This is a genomic window from Mucilaginibacter sp. OK098 (assembly GCF_900142915.1).
Lineage (GTDB): Bacteria > Bacteroidota > Bacteroidia > Sphingobacteriales > Sphingobacteriaceae > Mucilaginibacter.
The window spans coordinates 25,798-44,834 of the sequence record NZ_FRCM01000009.1; the positions used below are offsets into that span (position 1 = coordinate 25,798).

Sequence of the window (19,037 nt, forward strand, 5' to 3'; positions counted from 1 at the left end):
TTCCACGTGGAACATCCAAGTTAAAATGTTTAAGAGATATAATGTAATAGTTGTGGGAGCTGGCCATGCTGGCTGTGAAGCAGCGGCGGCGGCGGGAAACCTTGGTTCATCTGTACTATTAATAACCATGAATATGGGAGTTATAGCACAAATGAGTTGTAACCCTGCTATGGGCGGTGTTGCAAAAGGGCAAATAGTGCGCGAAATTGATGCAATGGGCGGGTATTCGGGTATAATAACAGATAAAACGTCCCTTCAATTCCGCATGCTAAATAGGTCAAAAGGTCCGGCTATGTGGAGCCCCAGAGCACAAAGCGATAGAATGCGCTTTGCCGAAGAGTGGAGATTATCCCTTGAACGTATCCCCAATGTTGATTTTTGGCAGGATACAGTAACTTCCCTCCTGGTTAAAAACAACACAATAGCAGGCGTAAAAACCTCGTTGGGAATAGAGATCGAAGCCGATGCTGTTGTTTTAACAAATGGAACTTTCTTAAATGGTTTAATTCATATTGGCGAAAAACGCTTTGGTGGAGGCAGAACAGCTGAGAAGGCAGCAACAGGATTAACTGAGCAATTGGTACAGTTAGGCTTTGACTCTGGAAGAATGAAGACTGGAACGCCCCCAAGGGTGGATGGCCGTAGCTTAAATTACAGCTTAATGGAAGAACAATGGGGAGATGAGGAGCGTGGTCGTTTTTCATTTACCGATGTTGAATTAGCTAAAGAACAACGTTGTTGCTGGATAACCTATACAAACAAAAATGTTCACGAAACATTGAAAGAAGGGTTCGAAAAGTCGCCCATGTTTACTGGTAGAATCAAAGGTTTGGGGCCAAGATACTGCCCATCTATTGAAGACAAAATAAACCGTTTTGCTGAACGCGATCGTCACCAGATATTTGTTGAGCCTGAAGGATGGAACACCGTGGAGATCTATGTAAATGGTTTCTCTACCTCCTTGCCAGAAGATATCCAGTATAAAGCATTGATCCAAATTCCCGGTTTTGAGAAAGCGAAAATGTTCAGGCCGGGTTACGCCATTGAATACGATTACTTCCCCCCTACCCAACTGGGTTTAACCCTCGAAACAAAATTGATCAGCAACTTATACTTTGCCGGGCAAATAAACGGAACAACGGGTTATGAAGAAGCCGCATCTCAGGGCTTTATAGCGGGTATTAATGCACATCAAAAGATCCATGATAAACATGAGCTGATCATGAAAAGATCGGAGTCATACATCGGTGTTTTGATTGATGATCTTGTTACAAAGGGTACCGAAGAACCTTACCGTATGTTTACTTCACGGGCTGAACATCGTTTACTTCTGCGCCAGGATAATGCAGATATCCGGCTAAGTCCTATCGGTCACGAGCTTGGTTTGATAAATGATGAACGCCTGGAAAAAGTAAACAACAAAATAAAAAACTCGGATAGCATTGTTGTTTACACCCGTTCCAAATCAATTGACCCAGGAAGTGTTAATGGCTTGCTTGAAGATTTAGGAACAAGTGCGCTTAGCCAAAATGCAAAACTATTTAATTTGCTGAGCCGGCCCCAGGTTGGATTTGAAAATCTGCGGAAAGCAGACGATACATTAAACGACTTACTTTTAAAGTATGATAAAGAAACTATTGAACAAGCTGAAATAAAAATCAAATACGAGAGTTATTTTGAAAAGGAAATGGAAATTGTCGGTCGGATGAAAAAAATGGAAGACAAAGAAATAAATTCAGAATTCAATTATAACCAACTTGTGTCACTTTCAAAAGAAGCCCGTGAAAAATTAATGAAGATAAAACCGCGTACTTTAGGCCAGGCATCACGGATCTCGGGGGTAACACCATCAGATATCTCAGTTTTAATGGTTCACATATCCAGATAGTACTTTAAATAACTGATAATTAATTAGTTATAATAATTTTACATTAGATCAATTATTTTAATTTTTTAATATCCCATATCATTAAAATATAAAAATCGTTTATAGCGTTTAAAAACAATGTTAAATAAAAAAGTCGTTTTTTTTGGATCTCACTTATTCGCTTTTTACATCATTTTGCTGACTTTTGGCTGCGCCAGTCGTCAATTACCCCAGGGTGGGCCGCGGGATCATGATCCGCCGAAATTATTGCTCGCCACTCCTCCAAATATGACCCGTCATTTTAACAGCAAAATAATTAAGCTGGATTTTGATGAGTTTTTTAAACTAACAAATATTTATTCTGAAATAAGTTTAAGTCCAACTCCTGCAAAATTACCGGAATATAAGGCGAATAAAAAAAGCCTTATAATAACGCTTAAAGATACGCTCGAAAAAAATACAACTTATGTTATAAATTTTGGAAAGGCCATTGCGGACGTAAACGAGTCGAACGTTTTGAAAAATTTCACTTATGTGTTTTCGACAGGTGAGCACATCGACTCGTTAAGCATTTCAGGAACCGTAACTAATACAGCAACCCAACTAAAAGAAAAAGATGCAACGGTTATGCTTTTTACCCTAAAGCAGGATTCTCTGTTATTTGGAAAAAAGAAACCAACCGTTTATGCAACCACTGACAGTGCCGGTAGATTTACACTTAACAACCTGCACCCGGATGATTACCGCATTTACGCATTGAAGGAAACAAGCCCAAATAAAATATACGATAACGACAATGAACTGATTGCTTTCAGTAAAAAGACAATTCACTTAACAACGGATACTTCAAACGTTCAGCTAAACCTGTTTAAACAAACACCAACAAAATTCAGAGCTACGGAATATAGATTTGACCTTGACGGGAAAATGTTTTTTACATTTAACAGGAAGCTTGACAAACCGGAATTAAAAATTGTTTACCCGCCCGACTTCGATAAATACAAAATTGTTGATTTCAGTAAAACCCGTGATTCAGCCACTCTATATATGCGGAATATGGATTTTGATTCTATCCGGGTAGCTATTTGGGATAATAATAACCCTCTTGATACTGTAACACGGAAAAAAGGTAGGAAAGAATCTTTTACCAAGAATTTTACAATTGGTTACAATGTTACTGGAGATGGCCGTTTAAGGCCCGGTACAAATTTACTAATCAAAGGCTTCTATCCTATCGAAACATTTGAGCCTTCATTGATCACCTTAAAAGAGGATTCAGCCGAGGTTAGTAATTTCACAGTACAAAAAGATACTGCAAACCCGAAAAACCTGATTGTAAATTACAGATGGAAGCAAAACGATAATTATATACTTACTTTAGAAGGCAACGCTCTGACTGATATTTATGGTGATAAAAATAGACGCGTATTTAAAAAATTTGTTATTGATAAACAGGAAAACTATAGTTTGTTAACCCTGGCAGTAACAATACCTGATACAGGCAAGGCATATATAGTTGAAGTAATTAACGAGCAGAAAGAACTAATGAGGAGTGACGTGATCCGCAAAACAACATCGCTCGTTTATAAAAATTATTTAACCGGAAAATATACAGTACGTGTTATTTACGATGCCAACAATAATGGTAAGTGGGACAGCGGGAATGTAAAACAAAAAGTACAACCAGAAAATATTTGGGTTGATGACACACCAATAACCTTAAGGGCAAACTGGGAACAGGTAACACCAATAACGATTCCGAAAGAACCGGTTACTCCTTAAACCAACCGGAATACATAATATAATTATTAGGCAAACGATCAAGCATTTCCTTCTGTTCAGGAGTAAGTGGCTTGATCTTTTTTGCCGGTATACCAGCATACAAGAATCCTGATTCACAAAATGTTTTTTCGAGCACTACCGCTCCGGCAGCAATAATTACGTATTCTTCTATAACGCAATGATCCATTACGATAGCCCCCATTCCAATTAACACGTTATCCTTAAGTGTACAGCCATGTACAAGCGCATTGTGACCTATAGACACGTTGTTGCCGATATTGGTGGGCGCATACATATACGTAGCATGAATAACAGCCCCATCCTGGATATTCGTATTGTTCCCTATCTTAATATAATGTACATCTCCCCTTATCACTGCATTAAACCAAACAGAACAATTATCACCCATTTCCACATCGCCTACTATAGTTGCATTTGGAGCAATAAAGCAGTCTTTACCAAATGACGGGCTTATATTTTTTACTGGCAGTATTACAGGCATATATTTTTAATTAGTGAATTACCGGGTTAGTTAATTAGTAACTTATTCTTTTATTTAATTAAGTTTGATAAAACCCAAACTTAGATATAAACCCGCCAATTATGATAAAGTTATCGTTAACAATTTTCTTTTTATTGGGATTTACGCTTTGTTACGGGCAAACTTACAATGAGCTTAATAAGGATACAACCCATTATAAAAATGCACCCCTATATATTCTGCAATTACCACTAGCTGACCCAATTGAGGCAACAGGTATTATAATAAGACCTGTTGACATTGACTCGATAAATGTTTTTAAGGATAGCGTCCACACAAAAGAGTATGGCAAAAAAGCCATTAATGGCCTTATATTAATTAAAACAAAGAAATCTCTTAAAATACTAACGCTTAGTCAGTTGCTTATGACATATCATATTACAGAAACAGACTTGCCGGTATTTATTGACAGCGCCATAACCTATAAACCAGGCAAATACTATTTTGAACCGCAAATGGTTAAATCTGCTATAATTGCAAAAGAAAAAGAAACCGGGATGAAGTATGTCAGTATATCTACATTATTTCCTGTTCATCGTTTAAAAAGCGATGAAACATATATTAAATAGCCGATGTGCTTTTTATTTATAAAGAAGGTAATTTTATTATAAATTTGCCGGTAACAATAAGCGGAAATAGCTCAGCTGGTAGAGCATCAGTTTCCCAAACTGAAGGCCGCGGGTTCGAATCCCGTTTTCCGCTCTTATGTCTATAACCTGCTTATCTCAAAATTAAGCTTATTAATATACTGCTCGAAAAAATGAAGGCATAACCTGGTTTCATTTACAATCCATTCACAAATAATCTCTGTATCAGAAACCTCTTTACTTTTTGGTTCACCAAAGTTACTTTCTAAATGTTTACTTATTAAGTCGAGATATTTATGTGCCTCTTCTCCGGCTACAGAAAAGCTAATTGAATTAAACATCTTATAAACGCTATCCTCCCTATGATTCCAATAAGTAGTAGTTAATTCTAAACTAAGCCCGTTTAAAATTTTATGCTCACCCCAGTGGTATACTGTACGGTCGGCAAATAGTTTTTCATTTAGCTCTACACTTTTTGATAAATCTTTTATAGGAGTTCCCCACTTTAAAAATTTATTATCTTCTTCAAATAATATCCCGTTGCCCAACAGCTCAATTGGCGAACTATTATTTATATCAAAATCTAATTTCTTTTTCCGTTTAAAAAAATCAAACAAGCCCATTTAAAAAACATCAACAATTTAACACCATTATTTAAAAATCATTATTACTATATTCATCCTAGCGCCAGGCATCCTTTACTAATCTCTCAAATACCTAAATCCCGGTCAAATACCGATTCAGAATACCGTATCCTCAATAACATCCGCATGCTTAGGATAATCTGTAGTTGAATGCAATCCCCTGCTCTCTTTCCGCATCATGGCCGATTTTACAACCAGGTATGATACCTGTATCAAATTTCTTAACTCACAAAGCTTTACCGATAATTTAGTTTTCTTATAAAAATCTTCAGTTTCTTCATGTAATAAACCCAAACGGCGCATGGCTCTTTCTAATCTGAAATCGGATCTTACAATTCCCACATAATCATTCATCAGTTTTTGCATCTCGCGTACATTATGCGTAACCAGGATATCTTCATTTGAAAGTTGCACGCCTTTTTCATCCCAATCAGGGATATTATCCGGGATTGTAATCGTATCTACCTGATTAATAGCATCTTTATAAATCCTGTGTGCAAAAACCAACGCTTCTAATAACGAATTGGAAGCCAATCGGTTAGCTCCGTGTAAGCCTGTTGAAGAACACTCTCCACATGCATATAAACGCATCAGTGACGATCTGCCTACATGATCAACCAAAACACCACCACACATATAATGGCAGGCAGGCGCCACAGGGATCATATCCCTGGTCATATCAATACCTATATCCAAACACTTGGCATAAATATTTGGGAAATGCGCCAGTATATCTTTTTTACTTCGATGCCTTACATCTAAATAAACAAAATCCTCACCCGATTTTTTTATTTCAGCATCTATAGCCCGGGCAGTAATATCACGCGGAGCTAATGATTTCCGTTCATCATATTCCTGCATAAACTCTTCACCGTTCGTCCGTTTTAACACCCCACCAAACCCGCGAACAGCCTCTGAAATTAAAAATGATGGATATTCGCCAGGATTATATAAAGCTGTAGGATGAAACTGGATAAACTCCATATTTCTAACCTTTCCTTTTGCCCGGTAAACCATGGCAACACCATCACCGGTAGCTATCGTAGGATTAGTAGTTATTGAATATATATGCCCTGCGCCACCCGATGCCATAACTGTAACCTTAGAAAGAATCTTCTCCACACTTTTAGTTTCATTATTAAAGGCATAGATCCCATAACAAGTAATATCAGTGCTTTGCTTATCAACAAATACACCTAAATGATGCTGCGTTATCAGGTCTACAGCAAAATAATGGGTTAAAATTTCAATGTTAGGGTTGCTGTGAATTTCTTCCAATAATGATCTTTCTATCTCATACCCGGTAATATCCTTATAATGCAATACACGGAATTCAGAATGACCTCCCTCTTTTGCAAGATCATAAAAGCCTTCATTCGTTTTATCAAAGTTGGTTCCGTAGTCAATAATCTCACGGATTCGGGCCGGGCCCTCTTTTACAACGGCCTCAACAACTTCTTCATCACAAAGCCCGTCACCACTTATAAGGGTGTCTTCTATATGTTTTTCAAAAGAATCTTCTTTCTTATCAACAACTACAGCAACTCCGCCCTGGGCATACTTAGTGTTTGACTCGTCCTCGTTACTCTTCGTAACTATCAGAACTTTACCATGTTTGGCTGCCTTAAGGGCAAAACTTAATCCTGCTATGCCTGATCCTACTACCAGGAAATCAACAGTTCTGGTCATAATTATATGTACTATTTGTAAATTTATCTATGATGTTAATAACCCGGGTAAAAGATGTTAATTTTGTGTAAGCAAAAACTTAATAAGTAATTGAATAGTTGATAACCCGTGTTTATAGCTCAAAACTCAATAATTTTTAACTTACTTATGAGCCTTATAAGTGCCAAAGCTAACATTTTGAAAAGTAATAAAGTATTAACAAAAATGTTTTAAAAGTAATTTTAGCTATTTACATAAATCTAAAAATGAGTTAAATAGGCACTTAATAATGCACATTAATTGTTAATAAATTATTAAAAAAAACTTTTGTTGCTCTTTTTAAAAGTAGTTTTAAACATAACTAACACACCAATAACAATAGTTTTATTTATATATAAAAAGTAATTGTTATTAATTGAATTGTTGAAATGGATACCTTCGAAGAAATAAATGTGAAAGGTTTTGTAGAGGAAGAGATTGACCCTTCCCTGGACCTGTTTGATGAAATTAAAAAATTAAAAAAGGAAAAAAATGCTGTTATCCTTGCCCATTATTACCAGGAACCCGATATTCAGGATATTGCCGATTATATTGGGGATAGTTTGGGATTATCGCAACAAGCCGCAAAAACGGATGCCGATATTATTGTTTTTGCCGGGGTTCACTTTATGGCCGAAACAGCAAAGATCTTATCTCCATCAAAAAAGGTCTTACTACCCGACTTAAAAGCCGGCTGCTCACTGGCTGATAGCTGTCCGCCGCATTTGTTTAAAAAGTTTAAGGAAAAGTATCCTGATCACCTGGTGATAACTTACGTAAACTGCACAGCTGAGCTAAAAGCCATGAGCGATATAGTTTGCACATCGAGCAACGCAGTAGGGATTGTAGAAAGCCTGCCGAAAGATCAGAAAATAATCTTCGGTCCTGATAAAAACCTGGGGGCTTACGTAGCAAAGAAAACAGGAAGAGATTTGGTTTTATGGAACGGCGCCTGTATGGTGCATGAGATCTTTTCCCGTGAGAAAATAACCAGGCTAAAAGAAAGACACCCTGGTGCAAAATTACTTGCACACCCTGAATGTGAAGATGTTATATTACAACTGGCAGATTATATAGGTTCGACAACAGGTATTTTAAAATATGCGACCAATAACCCGGCTAATGAATTTATTGTAGCAACCGAAGCTGGTATTTTACACCAAATGCAAAAGGAAAACCCGGATAAAACATTTATCCCGGCCCCGCCAAATAACAATTGCGCTTGTAATGACTGCCCGCATATGAAAAGGAATACATTGGAAAAGTTGTACCTGTGCTTAAAAAACGGATATCCTGAAGTAACCGTACCAATGGATATTATTGAGAAAGCTGTAAAGCCTATTGAAAGGATGCTGGAGATATCAGCTAAGTTAGGGTTATGATTTTTTAACGTTCCCTTATGTCATTGCGAGCGTAGCGCGGCAATCGCGAACTATACAGAGCGAACAGAAAGGTGTAAAACTTTGTATAGCAGACTTGCCTAGTTAGCGATTGCTTAGTACCTCGCAATGACATAGAGAGATCCCCTAAAAACCAAAAAATTTTTCCCGCCTCCGGCGGATATTATGCTGACAGGTTGCGCGATTTTTAAAAAAGCGATGTGGAAAAGTGAATAAAAAATTCCACCGATCATCTCCTCGACAATCGGTGGAATAAAAAAATCAGTGTAATCTAAAAATAAAAACTATTGCGCTTTAGCCAGCCACAAAGATGCATTTAAGTGAAAAGCCGGATGTGAAGTAAACCCTGAAGGTGCATCGCCAGACCATCCATTAAATAAGCTATCGCCGGTATCTCCAGTGCCATCATCAGCATCTGAACTGTCGCCGATAAACACAACACGACCTGAGCCATAAGTAGAGAGCAAAGCCATTACGCCGGTGTTGCCACCATTAGTAAAGCTTGTGCGCCAGAAAAGGCCCTGTACATTCGCGTTGTCAGCCGGGAAAAGTGTAGCGGTGGTGCCATTATAAAAAGCCAGTTTTGAAGCTGTACCTGCCGCGCCGGTCAACACTTTTTGTGCATTAGCATTGGTGCCGGTGTAAACGTTGCTTGATGGCTGATCGTTAATGTCGATATAATCAATATTAAAGCCGAAGGGATGGGTATTGTTGATCCCGTTGTTGGTCATTAAATCATTCCAAACACGGGGTGAATCAAAGCCGTCGCCATCCCTGTCACTTGGGTTATAACCATTTGCATCGGTGCCGCTTGTAGTGGCCGCAGTATGGTCTGCAACCATCATCAGGCCGCCACCGTTTGATACAAAGTTCATAATGGCGGTTTTTTCAGCAGTAGTAAATAAGCGGTTTGGCTCAACAACAACGTATACATCGTAATTACTTAAGTCCTGTGGGTTGCTGCTGTTACCATAAGTAATGGCAGCGCCAACAGGCAGTGTTTCAACCAGTTCACCATCTTTAACAAGCGCAACCGCCCATGAAGAAAGTGCGCCCTTCCAATACGTTTCGGCAGTGGTTGAAGTTATACCTGTGTATGATGGGGTTGGTATGCGTTGTGCCTTGGTTTCAACAGTAGTTCCGCCGGTGTAAATAGGAACATTTTCAGTGCCGTCTGCATCAATTTGCCAGTCGGCGCTGCCTGCGTTTTCATATTTTGTTGCGTCAAAAAGGAATTTTTTCCCGGTTAAAACAGTGCCGCCACCGCCTCCTCCTCCACTTCCGTTGTCATTTATAGTAATATCATCAATATCTATCCTGTTTGTACCGCCTGTAAGTTTACGGATCTCTAAACGGGCGCTTCCGGTAACATTTATGGTAAATGATTGTGTTTGCAGTGTTGTTGTGGTAGTTATATTACTTCCGCTCTGAGTCCAGGTACTGCCGCCATTTATTGAATACCATAAACCCCAGGTACTTGCGCCATCGCTTCCGTAAGTACCATGTTTAATGGTTACGATACCAATTCCGGTAGTAACATCAAAAAGCATGGTTATTTTTCCCGTATTGCGGATACGGCCGGCCCATGAGCCATTTTTAAGGTCGCCGCTTAAATTACCAATAAGTGCATCGTACATGTTCCATGAATTACCCTGCAGGGTAACATTGTCGCCGCTGCTTGATCCTGTTGGCGAAACATCATAAGCAGTTTTTGGACTGGTGGTGCCAACCTCAAAATCTTCAGTTAATGAAATAGCATCCAAATGTAGTTTGCTTGTTACGCTTGCTGTTGTTTCTGTTTGGGGCGTTTTTGATTGAAAATCATTTCCCTTTTTACAGCTGGTAAAAAATGAACCCGATATTGCAATAGCAATTGCGGGATAAAGTAGATGTTTAGAAATTTTCATAAGCAATGGTTTATTTTTGTTTATCTAAAAGTCAATATTATTATCTAATATATTGTTTATTAATTATTATGTTAATATTAAGATAATAGGCTGTAACATAAGACAAGTGACAATCTGTAGATTGCGGCAGCTGTTTTACAGTAAATAAGGTAATTGGATTAAGCTTTCGTATTTTTGAAGAAAATTAAACTTCGTCATTGCGAGGATTTAGATGGGAGGCCTCTAAATCCAAAAATTTTTCCCGCCTCCGGCGGATATAATGTTGACAGGTTGCGCGATTTTTAAAAAAGAGTTAATCGCCTACAGAAAAAAAATCAGTGAAATCACCATTCAAAATCGGTGAAATCATTAAATAAAAAAACATGTTTGATAATAAAGAAAGAACAAATATTGAAGAATTAGGTGAGTTTGGGTTGATAAACTATCTAACAAAAAATATAAAGCTAACCCAAAAAAGCACCACAAAAGGCGTTGGTGACGATGCTGCTGTGCTTGATTTTGAAGGAAAGAAAACACTGATCTCCACTGATCTGCTGCTGGAAGGCATCCATTTCGACCTGGCATATACGCCTTTAAAGCATTTAGGTTATAAAGCTATCCAGGTAAATCTGAGTGATATTTACGCTATGAACGGTACCGCATCGCAGGTTACGGTTTCTATCGGCATCAGCAGCAAATTTCCGCTGGAAGCAGTTGAGGAGCTATACGAAGGCATTTACCTGGCTTGCGATAAATATAATGTTGATTTGGTAGGCGGCGATACTTCCTCGTCAAAGCAGGGATTGGTTATAAGCGTAACTTCAATTGGTTATGCCGATGAAAAGGACGTGGTTTACCGCACCGGCGCCGAAGAGGGCGACCTGGTGTGTGTATCCGGGGACCTTGGCGGGGCATATATAGGGTTACAATTGCTGGAGCGTGAAAAGCGGATCTACCTGGAAAACCCAAACATTCAGCCCGACCTGGAAGGGAAGGATTACATAGTTGAACGGCAGCTAAAACCCGAAGCCCGCAGAGATATTGTGGACCTGTTGAAAGAAATTGAAGTAAAACCCACGTCGATGATCGATATTTCAGATGGTTTGGCATCTGAACTTTTGCACATCTGCAAGCAAAGTGATAAAGGCTGTAACTTATACGAGGAAAAGATCCCGCTTGACCCGATGACCTTTGATACCGCCCGCGAATTTAACCTCGACCCAACTGTATGCGCCCTGAGCGGTGGCGAAGATTATGAACTCCTCTTCACCGTTAAACAAGCCGACTACGAAAAGATCAAGTTTAAAATGGACATCACCATCATCGGCTACATCACTGAGCCCTCAGCAGGCTGTAATTTAGTCACGAAGGCAGGAGCAGTACATGCGTTGACTGCGCAGGGGTGGAATGCGTTTAAGAGCGGGGTTTAATTGACAGACAAGCCATGTAATTATCCTTGTCTTTTGAACCATGATTCGCTTGATTTTAAGATGTCTTGATTTTTTTGGAAAAAGAAATTGATTTACATCATTCATCCTTTAATCCTAAAATCAAGCGAATCATGGTTCAGAAAAATTTCGCATTATTGCTTGTTAATTTACAACGCATCAGCCAGCATCAATAAAAAAGGCATTGCTTTGCTATAACCCAGTTCATCATAAAAAACACAAAGGCGGTTCAGGTTTTTATAGTATTGGGTTACATTATTATAATAATTCAATTCGCTTTGCAGGTACCAGGCCTTACTACCCAGTTTTTCGGCTATAAACCATTTTTCAAGCAGCCTGCCAACGCGCCCGTTGCCATCCTCAAACGGGTGAATATTTACAAGTGCCAAATGGATGAAAGGGCAAAATAAAACACCTCCGGGCAGGAAAGGACTTGTTTTTTAGCAGTTCTATATCGCCACAAAGTAAATAAAAAAGCGCGGTTACCCGGCTTACAGGTGCTGCTTCAAACGGGATCCGCCGATATTGTGCTCCAATACAACCATATTGCCAGGCGCAATTTTCCCCGTTTTGCAGGAGGCAGTAAATGAGTAGCTATTATTTTATGGGATTGAAAAAAAATTTGATGCTTTTAACTCATTTTGCTGGGCAAACAGATAGGCCCGGTACAAATCATCGGGTTTTTGTACCAGGTCGGGCAAGTATTCAATACCCAGCATTTTATGTTTCACATAGCTGTCAATCTCCATCTGCTCATCCTCAATCCGCGACGATGTAATTGCTGATATCGACGTATAAAAACTAAAAGTATCCGTTGAGATCTCCGCATCCTTTAAATTATCAAAGGAGACTTGAAGATCCCGGTTCACCTGTTGGATGAATACCTCCAACAGGTGAATGGGTATTATCTTTAATTTTTCGGCCATATTTTATATCAATACAAAATAGCACGAATTAATTATCTTTAAGAAATTTATAATTAATGAAGCCACCTCTTCTATTTATCCTTGTTTTCTTAATATTCGGTCAGCTTAAGGCGCAGCAAAGTATTTTGTTCAAGATTAAATATGTGCCTGCTCTTTCCTATGACACAAATATTTCCATGGAAATGAACATGACCGGTGATGCCGCGGACATGGAAAAAATTAAAGCCAGTGGCACAAAGATGCCAGTGACAATGACGACTTCAACAAAAATGACGACAAGTGTTCAGACAGGGACTGTTAATGCAGCAAGCGAGTTCCCAATAATTTTTACTTTTAAAGACATTAAGTCGACAAAAGCCGTTAATGGTACCGAAACATCAAGTCCTGCAAACCCGATTATCGGGGTAAAAATATACGGCACTTATACAACCGAGGGAAAGATAACTTTGGATTCGATACCAGGTAAAGCATTAAATGAAAGCATAAAAACGGTCATTTCATCAATGTTAAGCAGCTTGATAAATCAATTACGTTTTCCGGAAAAGGCACTAAGTCCCGGCGAGTCTTTTACACAGGAAGTACCATTCAACCTTCCTGTTGCAGGTTTTAATATGGCGTCGACAATAAAAATTGTGTACAAACTTATATCAATAGAAAACAACAGCGCTTTTTTCGACATGGATCAATCAATGAATTTTGATATGAATATGGAAAAGGACGGCGTTAAAATGACAGGAAAAGGTATTGGAAAAGGCGGCGGAAAACTTGTTTATGATATTGCACACAATTTCCCGACAACAATGAGCAATGGCCTGGATTTTAATTATCAAATGCAAATAAAAACAATGACAATGACGGGGAAGGCAAAAATCACATCTGTTCATGAAACAAAAATAACGCCGGCAACTAAGTAGGAATAAATTACCTTTATTTGCCTTAGCATGCCCCAGTCTAAAACGGCACAAATAGTTTAAACGGTTTCCTTCTCAGTTGACAGGAAGTCCTCACCATCATTTATATATTTCTGATCTATCTGCTTATTGGCCTTTGCCCCAAGACTTTTAATTTTCTCGGCAGTTTTTGTCAAATTCCCATTCCCGTCAACCAGCTTATTAAACGCGCTGTCATAAGCATTCTGGCTCAGCTTTATGTTTTTGCCAATGCCTTCCATATCCCCAACAAAACCAACAAACTTATCATACATCACCCCGCTTAACCGGGCAATTTCAAGAACGTTGCGGTTTTGGCGCTCCTGCTTCCAGATGCTGGCTATGGTGCGCAACGTTGCCAGTAAGGTAGACGGGCTTACAATCACCACCCGCTTATCCCAGGCATCGCTAAAAAGCTCCGCATCTATCTGTACAGCAAAGCTGAAAGAGGATTCTATCGGCACAAAAAGCAAAACAAAATCCGGCGAATTGATCTGGTACAGATCGTGGTAGTTTTTTGATGATAAATTATTTACGTGCGCACGGATTGATTCCACATGCCCCTTTGAATATAGCCTGCGTTCCTCTTCGGTTTCGGCATTTACCAGGCGCTCATAAGCAACCAGGGAAACTTTGGAGTCGATAACCAGGTGTTTATCATCCGGCAGGTCAATAATGGCATCCGGCTGTAACCGCATTCCATCCAAACCAACAATACTGGCCTGCAGGCGGTATTCCCTATCTTTAGCCAGTCCCGAGCGCTCCAGCACTTTTTCAAGGATCACTTCGCCCCAATTTCCCTGCTTTTTATTATCGCCCTTTAGGGCTTTTGTTAAATTTTGCGCCTCGCTGCTGATCAGTTTATTCAGGTCCATCAGCTGGGTGATGACACCTTTAAGCGTATTGCGCTCGGCAGCTTCCATGTTATAAACCTTTTCCACCTTCTCTTCAAAGGCTTTTATATTTTCTTTAAGCGGATTTAAAAGTATATCAAGATTGGTGCGGTTGGTTTCAATAAACTTCTGCGATTTTTCATCCAACAGTTTATTGGCTATATTTTGAAATTCCAGCTGGAAATCCTTGCGGATCTGGTCAACCTCAATTTTTTGTTCCTGGATCTTTTCCTGCTGCGATTTATAATAAGCCCGCGCACTCTCCAGTGATTGATTGGCAGCCGCCAGTTGCGAACGCTCGTCTATCAGTTCATCCAGTAACCGGTTCTTTTCTTCTTTAAGCAGGCTGGTGATGCTGTCTTTTTCGGAGATCAGCCCAATGGCATATTGTTCCGCTTTGGCCAACTCAATATTAAGCGATTGATTTTCATTTTTTAAACGCAGTAGCTCCTCCGCAGAAACGGCAGTAGCCGGTTTCTTCAAAAATAAAAAAACAGCAATTAAAAGAATAACGATAGACGCCACTAAAATATAAACACTCATTTTGATAAAAATATTAGCAAAATTAAGGTAAATAATTTAAACTAAGATTTTTAGGATTTGAGGATGCCTAAGATTAATTAACACGTTTCAGGATCCTATAATCTTTGAATCCTACTAATCTTAGTTTGCTTTCTCCACCCTCACTCCAACATCGCTCACCTCCCGCAACGGGTTATCGCGCATATTTTGTTCAATAACAAAGGTATAGGTACCTTTTACCGGAAATTTATAATCAATAAGGAAAGGAACCTGGTAGCTGTATAAATTACCTGATCCTTTACCCAGCCATTCGCCATCCTTATTGGCCAGCTTCATTTCGTAGCGCTTTGGGGCAGTTTTTTTATCGGGCCCAGTTTGCGAGATCAGCACAAACAGGTTTGAATATTTATAATCACCGGTTACCCTTAGGTTCATATAAACAGTGTAAGCCTGTTTTTCATTATCAATTTTAACCGGGAACCTGAACCGGTTAAGGTAGGTCCAGTTATGATCGGGCACTTCCGTGTTCTGATCAATAACTGCGTTTTTATCGGTGCAGCCGGCAAGCAATAACAGGCTTGCTGACAATATTAAATAAAAGAGCTTCAACCTTTTTTTCATTCCTTTTTACCTGGCTGATCTCCCTTGTTCCTGTCCCGGTTACCATCGGGACCCGGATTGCCGGGGCGGTTTTGATTGTTTCTGTTCGGACGGAAGTTTTTATTCCGGTTAGGATTTCCACCTTCAGGCCTTCCTTCTTGCGTACGTGCTGCCTGGGGTGCCGCGCCCTGAGCTGCGTTATCCGGGCGGGGCGCACCGCCTCCTTCACCCTGTCCGCCGGGGCGTTGGTTTTTATTCCGGTTCTTATTTTTCTTTTTGTTGTTTTGGTTTCTGCGCTCGTCAAGGCGGGTTAAACTATCCTGGCCAACCACGTTTTCATAATCTAAAACTTTTACCGGCTTGGTTTCAACTTCAACCACTTCACCCAGGTCTGCCGGAATAACGCCGTCTTTGTTCATTTGCTGAATTTCCTTTACACGGCTAAGCGGCAATGGGATCCACGATTCTTCCCGCGGATAGCTAAACCACATCAGCTTTTTAAATATATCCGTTTTTTGCAGGCGCGCATCCCCTTTTTCGGTACGCAGCACGTTTACATTATCAGGGATATATTTCAGGGCATCCATGTAAGTATCCAGCTCGTAATTGAGGCAGCATTTAAGCTTGCCGCACTGGCCTGCCAGTTTCAAAGTATTGAGCGAAAGGTTTTGATACCGCGCAGCGGAGGTTGATACCGTTTTAAAATCAGTAAGCCAGGTTGAGCAGCACAACTCGCGCCCGCATGATCCGATGCCTCCAAGTCTGCTTGCCTCCTGGCGCATCCCGATCTGCCGCATTTCAATACGGATGCGGAAGGTTTCAGCCATTTTTTTGATCAGTTCCCTGAAATCAACCCGGCCTTCGGCCGTATAATAAAAGGTGGCTTTGGTTTTATCGCCCTGGTAATCCACATCACTTAACTTCATTGATAGGTTAAGCTCCAGCGCAAGGGTGCGCGATTTATGCATGGTTTCCCATTCAAGCTCTTTGGCCGCTTTCCATTTATCCACATCGGCAACGGTAGCTTTGCGATAGATCTTTTTTGCAACATCTTCTTCTTTAACCCGGCGCTTCACCATTTGCATCCTAACCAGCTCGCCGGTTACAGAAACATGGCCCACGTCATAACCACCTGTAGCGGCTTCAACCACCACCAGTTCGCCGGCTTCAAGATAAATGTTATCGGCATTAAGAAAAAACTCTTTCCTCGAACCTTTAAATTTTACTTCGATAATGCCAAAAGGCTTATAGTTAGTTGGCATGTCCATATGCGACAGCCAATCGTAAACATCTAATTTGCTGCAACCATTAGTAAGGCATGAGCCATTACTTTTGCAGCCGGCCGGCGAGCATCCGCCCCCCGTTGAACAACTTCCGCATCCCATAATTAATTCGGTATATAATGTGTCCCCTGCGGGATCGTTTTAAAGCTAAGTATTTTTATAATTTGTAAAGATACATCTAAAAATAAAATTTTAGGGTTCCCATTTCTTTCCACATGATAATGCGCCTTTTCCAGCTCGGTAACAATTGCCTGCGCCATAGGCACATTCATTACATTGGTCATTTTTTGTGCCGTTTCCAACTCATGTGCCGGTAAATGCACCAGGCTGCCAGCGCCGGATAGCAGCAGGCAGCATTCCCGTAAAAAGTTTATCCCGTAACGTAAAAAGTTCTTCTGGTTTTCGCGCCCCATTTTCGATGCCTGGTCAACAAAGCTCATTACCTCCAGCCCTTTATTGGCAAAACACAGGCGCAGCCATTGCACAAACTGCCCGTGATAACCCTTGTTGTCATATTCAAGCATGGTCAGGGCTTCGGTTAAGCTGCCATTGCTTAAGTATGCAATTTCGGTAGCGGCATCAACCGTTTGATTATGCTGGCTTATCAAATGATTTTTTATTTCATCAAAGCCTAAAGGCGGAATTTTTATTAGCTGCGTACGGCTCAAAATGGTATTCAGGATCTGGTCCTGGTTTTGGGCCACCAGCAAAAACAAAGTGTTTGGCTGTGGTTCCTCAATAATTTTTAGCAGGGCATTGCCCTCTTTATCCAAATATTCAGGCAGCCAGAGGATTAAAATTTTATAAGGCGATTCAAACGGCTTAAAGCTCAGTTTTTTGATGATCTGGTGGCACTCGGCAATGTTGATGTTTGCCTGTTTGTTTTCGGCATCCAGGTATCCGCGCCAGGTATCGAGGCTTAAATATGGGTTTGCTATAAATGCATCGCGCCATTGTTCAATAAAAGATATCGCAGTATCGTCCTTATGCTTGGCGAAGAATGGATAAGAGAAATGCAGGTCAGGGTGCATCAGTTTCTGGTACTTGCGGCATGACGAACACTCGCCGCAGGAATCATCTTCCAGCTTGTTTTCGCACGACAAATATTGTGCATATGCAACCGCCAACGGCAAGCTCCCCGATCCGCCCGGCCCCAAAAACAACTGCGCGTGACTAACCCGGTTCTCTTTTACCGAGGTAATTAACCGTTGCTTTATAGCATCCTGTCCAACTATTTGCTTAAACTGCATTGGTGCAAAATAGGAATTAGATATGAGATGTGAGATAGGTGATGTAAGATTTTACAATAGACCCGAGATATGAGATGTGAGATCTGGGAAAAAGGAGCAGTTTTTTTGACGAAAATTAACAATCCTTATACATCAGATGATGTGATGATTGGTTTTAAATCGCTTCTTATTACCAAAAGCGAATATCCTACTAATTCAACTTATCTTTGCTCCCATGCGCTTCTTAATCTCATACCTCACACCCCATATCTCACATCTATGAGAGTTATGGCCTTTGATTACGGTACCAAGCGCATCGGCATTGCGGTAACCGACCCCATGCAGATCATCGCTACCGGACTGGACACCATCCATCCGCTCCATATTATAGATTATCTTAAAAAATACTTCCAAACAGAACAGGTGGAACGCTTTATAGTAGGCGAACCCAAGCAGATGGATAACACACCATCCCAGTCGGCCATCCATGTAAAAGGATTTGTGAACCTCCTCAACAAGACTTTCCCCGAAATTCCGATTGAAATGCTGGATGAGCGCTTTACTTCCAAAATGGCTTCAGCAACCATCGCGCAAAGCGGCATGAATAAAAAACACCGGCAGAATAAGGAATTGGTGGATACGATATCAGCGGTAATATTATTGCAGTCTTTTATGGAGAAGAGGAGGTTCTGATTTTTTTTGAACCATGATTTGCTTGATTAGTGGATGGAGGGATGCTTGTATGTTGGGTGTTTGCGGCTGTCAGTGCTTTTGCCGCTTTGTATCATGAGAA

At 40.2% G+C, this 19,037-nt stretch carries 17 protein-coding genes and 1 tRNA gene; 8 read left to right on the forward strand and 10 right to left on the reverse strand.

Features of this window, described 5'->3' with window-relative positions; genetic code table 11:
- Positions 1 to 25: 25 nt before the first annotated feature.
- Together mnmG and BUE31_RS26015 are read left to right on the forward strand one after the other, a co-directional pair.
- Positions 26 to 1,888, forward strand: a complete 1,863-nt coding sequence (mnmG, locus tag BUE31_RS26010; RefSeq protein ID WP_073406802.1) for a tRNA uridine-5-carboxymethylaminomethyl(34) synthesis enzyme MnmG — start codon at positions 26 to 28, stop codon at positions 1,886 to 1,888.
- A 117-nt stretch (positions 1,889 to 2,005) separates the two neighbouring features.
- On the forward strand, positions 2,006 to 3,649 hold the full coding sequence (locus BUE31_RS26015; RefSeq protein WP_073406803.1) for an Ig-like domain-containing protein: 1,644 nt from the start codon (positions 2,006 to 2,008) through the stop codon (positions 3,647 to 3,649).
- Here the strand turns inward: BUE31_RS26015 and BUE31_RS26020 are convergent.
- A complete protein-coding gene (locus BUE31_RS26020; RefSeq protein ID WP_073406804.1) occupies positions 3,639 to 4,151 on the reverse strand; it encodes a gamma carbonic anhydrase family protein in 513 nt (170 codons plus the stop codon). The genes BUE31_RS26015 and BUE31_RS26020 overlap by 11 nt on opposite strands.
- Positions 4,152 to 4,252: 101 nt before the next feature.
- Here BUE31_RS26020 and BUE31_RS26025 point away from each other — a divergent pair, with 101 nt between their 5' ends.
- Together BUE31_RS26025 and BUE31_RS26030 are read left to right on the forward strand one after the other, a co-directional pair.
- On the forward strand, positions 4,253 to 4,759 hold the full coding sequence (locus tag BUE31_RS26025) for a hypothetical protein (RefSeq protein WP_073406805.1): 507 nt from the start codon (positions 4,253 to 4,255) through the stop codon (positions 4,757 to 4,759).
- Positions 4,760 to 4,819: 60 nt separating this feature from the next.
- Positions 4,820 to 4,892: transfer RNA gene (locus BUE31_RS26030), tRNA-Gly, on the forward strand.
- A 7-nt stretch (positions 4,893 to 4,899) separates the two neighbouring features.
- Here BUE31_RS26030 and BUE31_RS26035 read toward each other — a convergent pair.
- Positions 4,900 to 5,400, reverse strand: coding sequence for a hypothetical protein (locus BUE31_RS26035; protein ID WP_073406806.1), 501 nt, complete (start codon positions 5,398 to 5,400; stop codon positions 4,900 to 4,902).
- A gap of 117 nt (positions 5,401 to 5,517) precedes the next feature.
- Complete coding sequence (nadB, locus tag BUE31_RS26040) at positions 5,518 to 7,110, reverse strand: L-aspartate oxidase (RefSeq protein WP_073406807.1); 1,593 nt, start codon at positions 7,108 to 7,110, stop codon at positions 5,518 to 5,520.
- A 407-nt stretch (positions 7,111 to 7,517) separates the two neighbouring features.
- On the opposite strand from nadB, the gene nadA reads away from it, so the two are divergent.
- On the forward strand, positions 7,518 to 8,510 hold the full coding sequence (gene nadA / locus BUE31_RS26045; protein ID WP_073406808.1) for a quinolinate synthase NadA: 993 nt from the start codon (positions 7,518 to 7,520) through the stop codon (positions 8,508 to 8,510).
- A 302-nt stretch (positions 8,511 to 8,812) separates the two neighbouring features.
- On the opposite strand, the gene BUE31_RS26050 is transcribed toward nadA, so the two are convergent.
- A complete protein-coding gene (locus BUE31_RS26050) occupies positions 8,813 to 10,435 on the reverse strand; it encodes a hydrolase (protein ID WP_073406809.1) in 1,623 nt (540 codons plus the stop codon).
- A gap of 362 nt (positions 10,436 to 10,797) precedes the next feature.
- On the opposite strand from BUE31_RS26050, the gene thiL reads away from it, so the two are divergent.
- Entirely contained in the window at positions 10,798 to 11,844 is a 1,047-nt protein-coding gene (thiL, locus tag BUE31_RS26055) for a thiamine-phosphate kinase (protein ID WP_073406810.1), read from the forward strand.
- Positions 11,845 to 12,011: 167 nt separating this feature from the next.
- On the opposite strand, the gene BUE31_RS26060 is transcribed toward thiL, so the two are convergent.
- Positions 12,012 to 12,251, reverse strand: coding sequence for a Fic family protein (locus BUE31_RS26060; RefSeq protein ID WP_073406811.1), 240 nt, complete (start codon positions 12,249 to 12,251; stop codon positions 12,012 to 12,014).
- A 213-nt stretch (positions 12,252 to 12,464) separates the two neighbouring features.
- Positions 12,465 to 12,788 carry a hypothetical protein gene (locus BUE31_RS26065; RefSeq protein WP_073406812.1) on the reverse strand — a complete coding sequence of 108 codons (324 nt, stop codon included), beginning with the start codon at positions 12,786 to 12,788 and terminating at the stop codon, positions 12,465 to 12,467.
- Positions 12,789 to 12,844: 56 nt separating this feature from the next.
- On the opposite strand from BUE31_RS26065, the gene BUE31_RS26070 reads away from it, so the two are divergent.
- On the forward strand, positions 12,845 to 13,702 hold the full coding sequence (locus tag BUE31_RS26070) for a hypothetical protein (RefSeq protein ID WP_073406813.1): 858 nt from the start codon (positions 12,845 to 12,847) through the stop codon (positions 13,700 to 13,702).
- Positions 13,703 to 13,758: 56 nt separating this feature from the next.
- Here the strand turns inward: BUE31_RS26070 and rmuC are convergent, their stop codons facing one another.
- The 4 genes from rmuC to BUE31_RS26090 all read right to left on the reverse strand — a co-directional run bounded on the left by rmuC (position 13,759) and on the right by BUE31_RS26090 (position 18,265).
- A complete protein-coding gene (gene rmuC, locus BUE31_RS26075; RefSeq protein WP_143167265.1) occupies positions 13,759 to 15,153 on the reverse strand; it encodes a DNA recombination protein RmuC in 1,395 nt (464 codons plus the stop codon).
- Between the two features lie 120 nt (positions 15,154 to 15,273).
- A complete protein-coding gene (locus BUE31_RS26080; RefSeq protein WP_073406815.1) occupies positions 15,274 to 15,753 on the reverse strand; it encodes a gliding motility lipoprotein GldH in 480 nt (159 codons plus the stop codon).
- The gene (locus BUE31_RS26085; protein ID WP_073406816.1) at positions 15,750 to 17,117 is read right to left on the reverse strand and encodes a PSP1 domain-containing protein; all 1,368 of its coding nucleotides are present in this window, start codon (positions 17,115 to 17,117) and stop codon (positions 15,750 to 15,752) included. The genes BUE31_RS26080 and BUE31_RS26085 overlap by 4 nt, the downstream gene beginning before the upstream one ends.
- Positions 17,118 to 17,119: 2 nt before the next feature.
- Positions 17,120 to 18,265: a DNA polymerase III subunit gene (locus BUE31_RS26090; protein WP_073406817.1), complete on the reverse strand. Its 1,146-nt coding sequence runs from the start codon at positions 18,263 to 18,265 to the stop codon at positions 17,120 to 17,122.
- A gap of 258 nt (positions 18,266 to 18,523) precedes the next feature.
- On the opposite strand from BUE31_RS26090, the gene ruvX reads away from it, so the two are divergent.
- Positions 18,524 to 18,937, forward strand: a complete 414-nt coding sequence (gene ruvX, locus BUE31_RS26095) for a Holliday junction resolvase RuvX (RefSeq protein WP_073407042.1) — start codon at positions 18,524 to 18,526, stop codon at positions 18,935 to 18,937.
- Positions 18,938 to 19,037 lie beyond the last annotated feature (100 nt).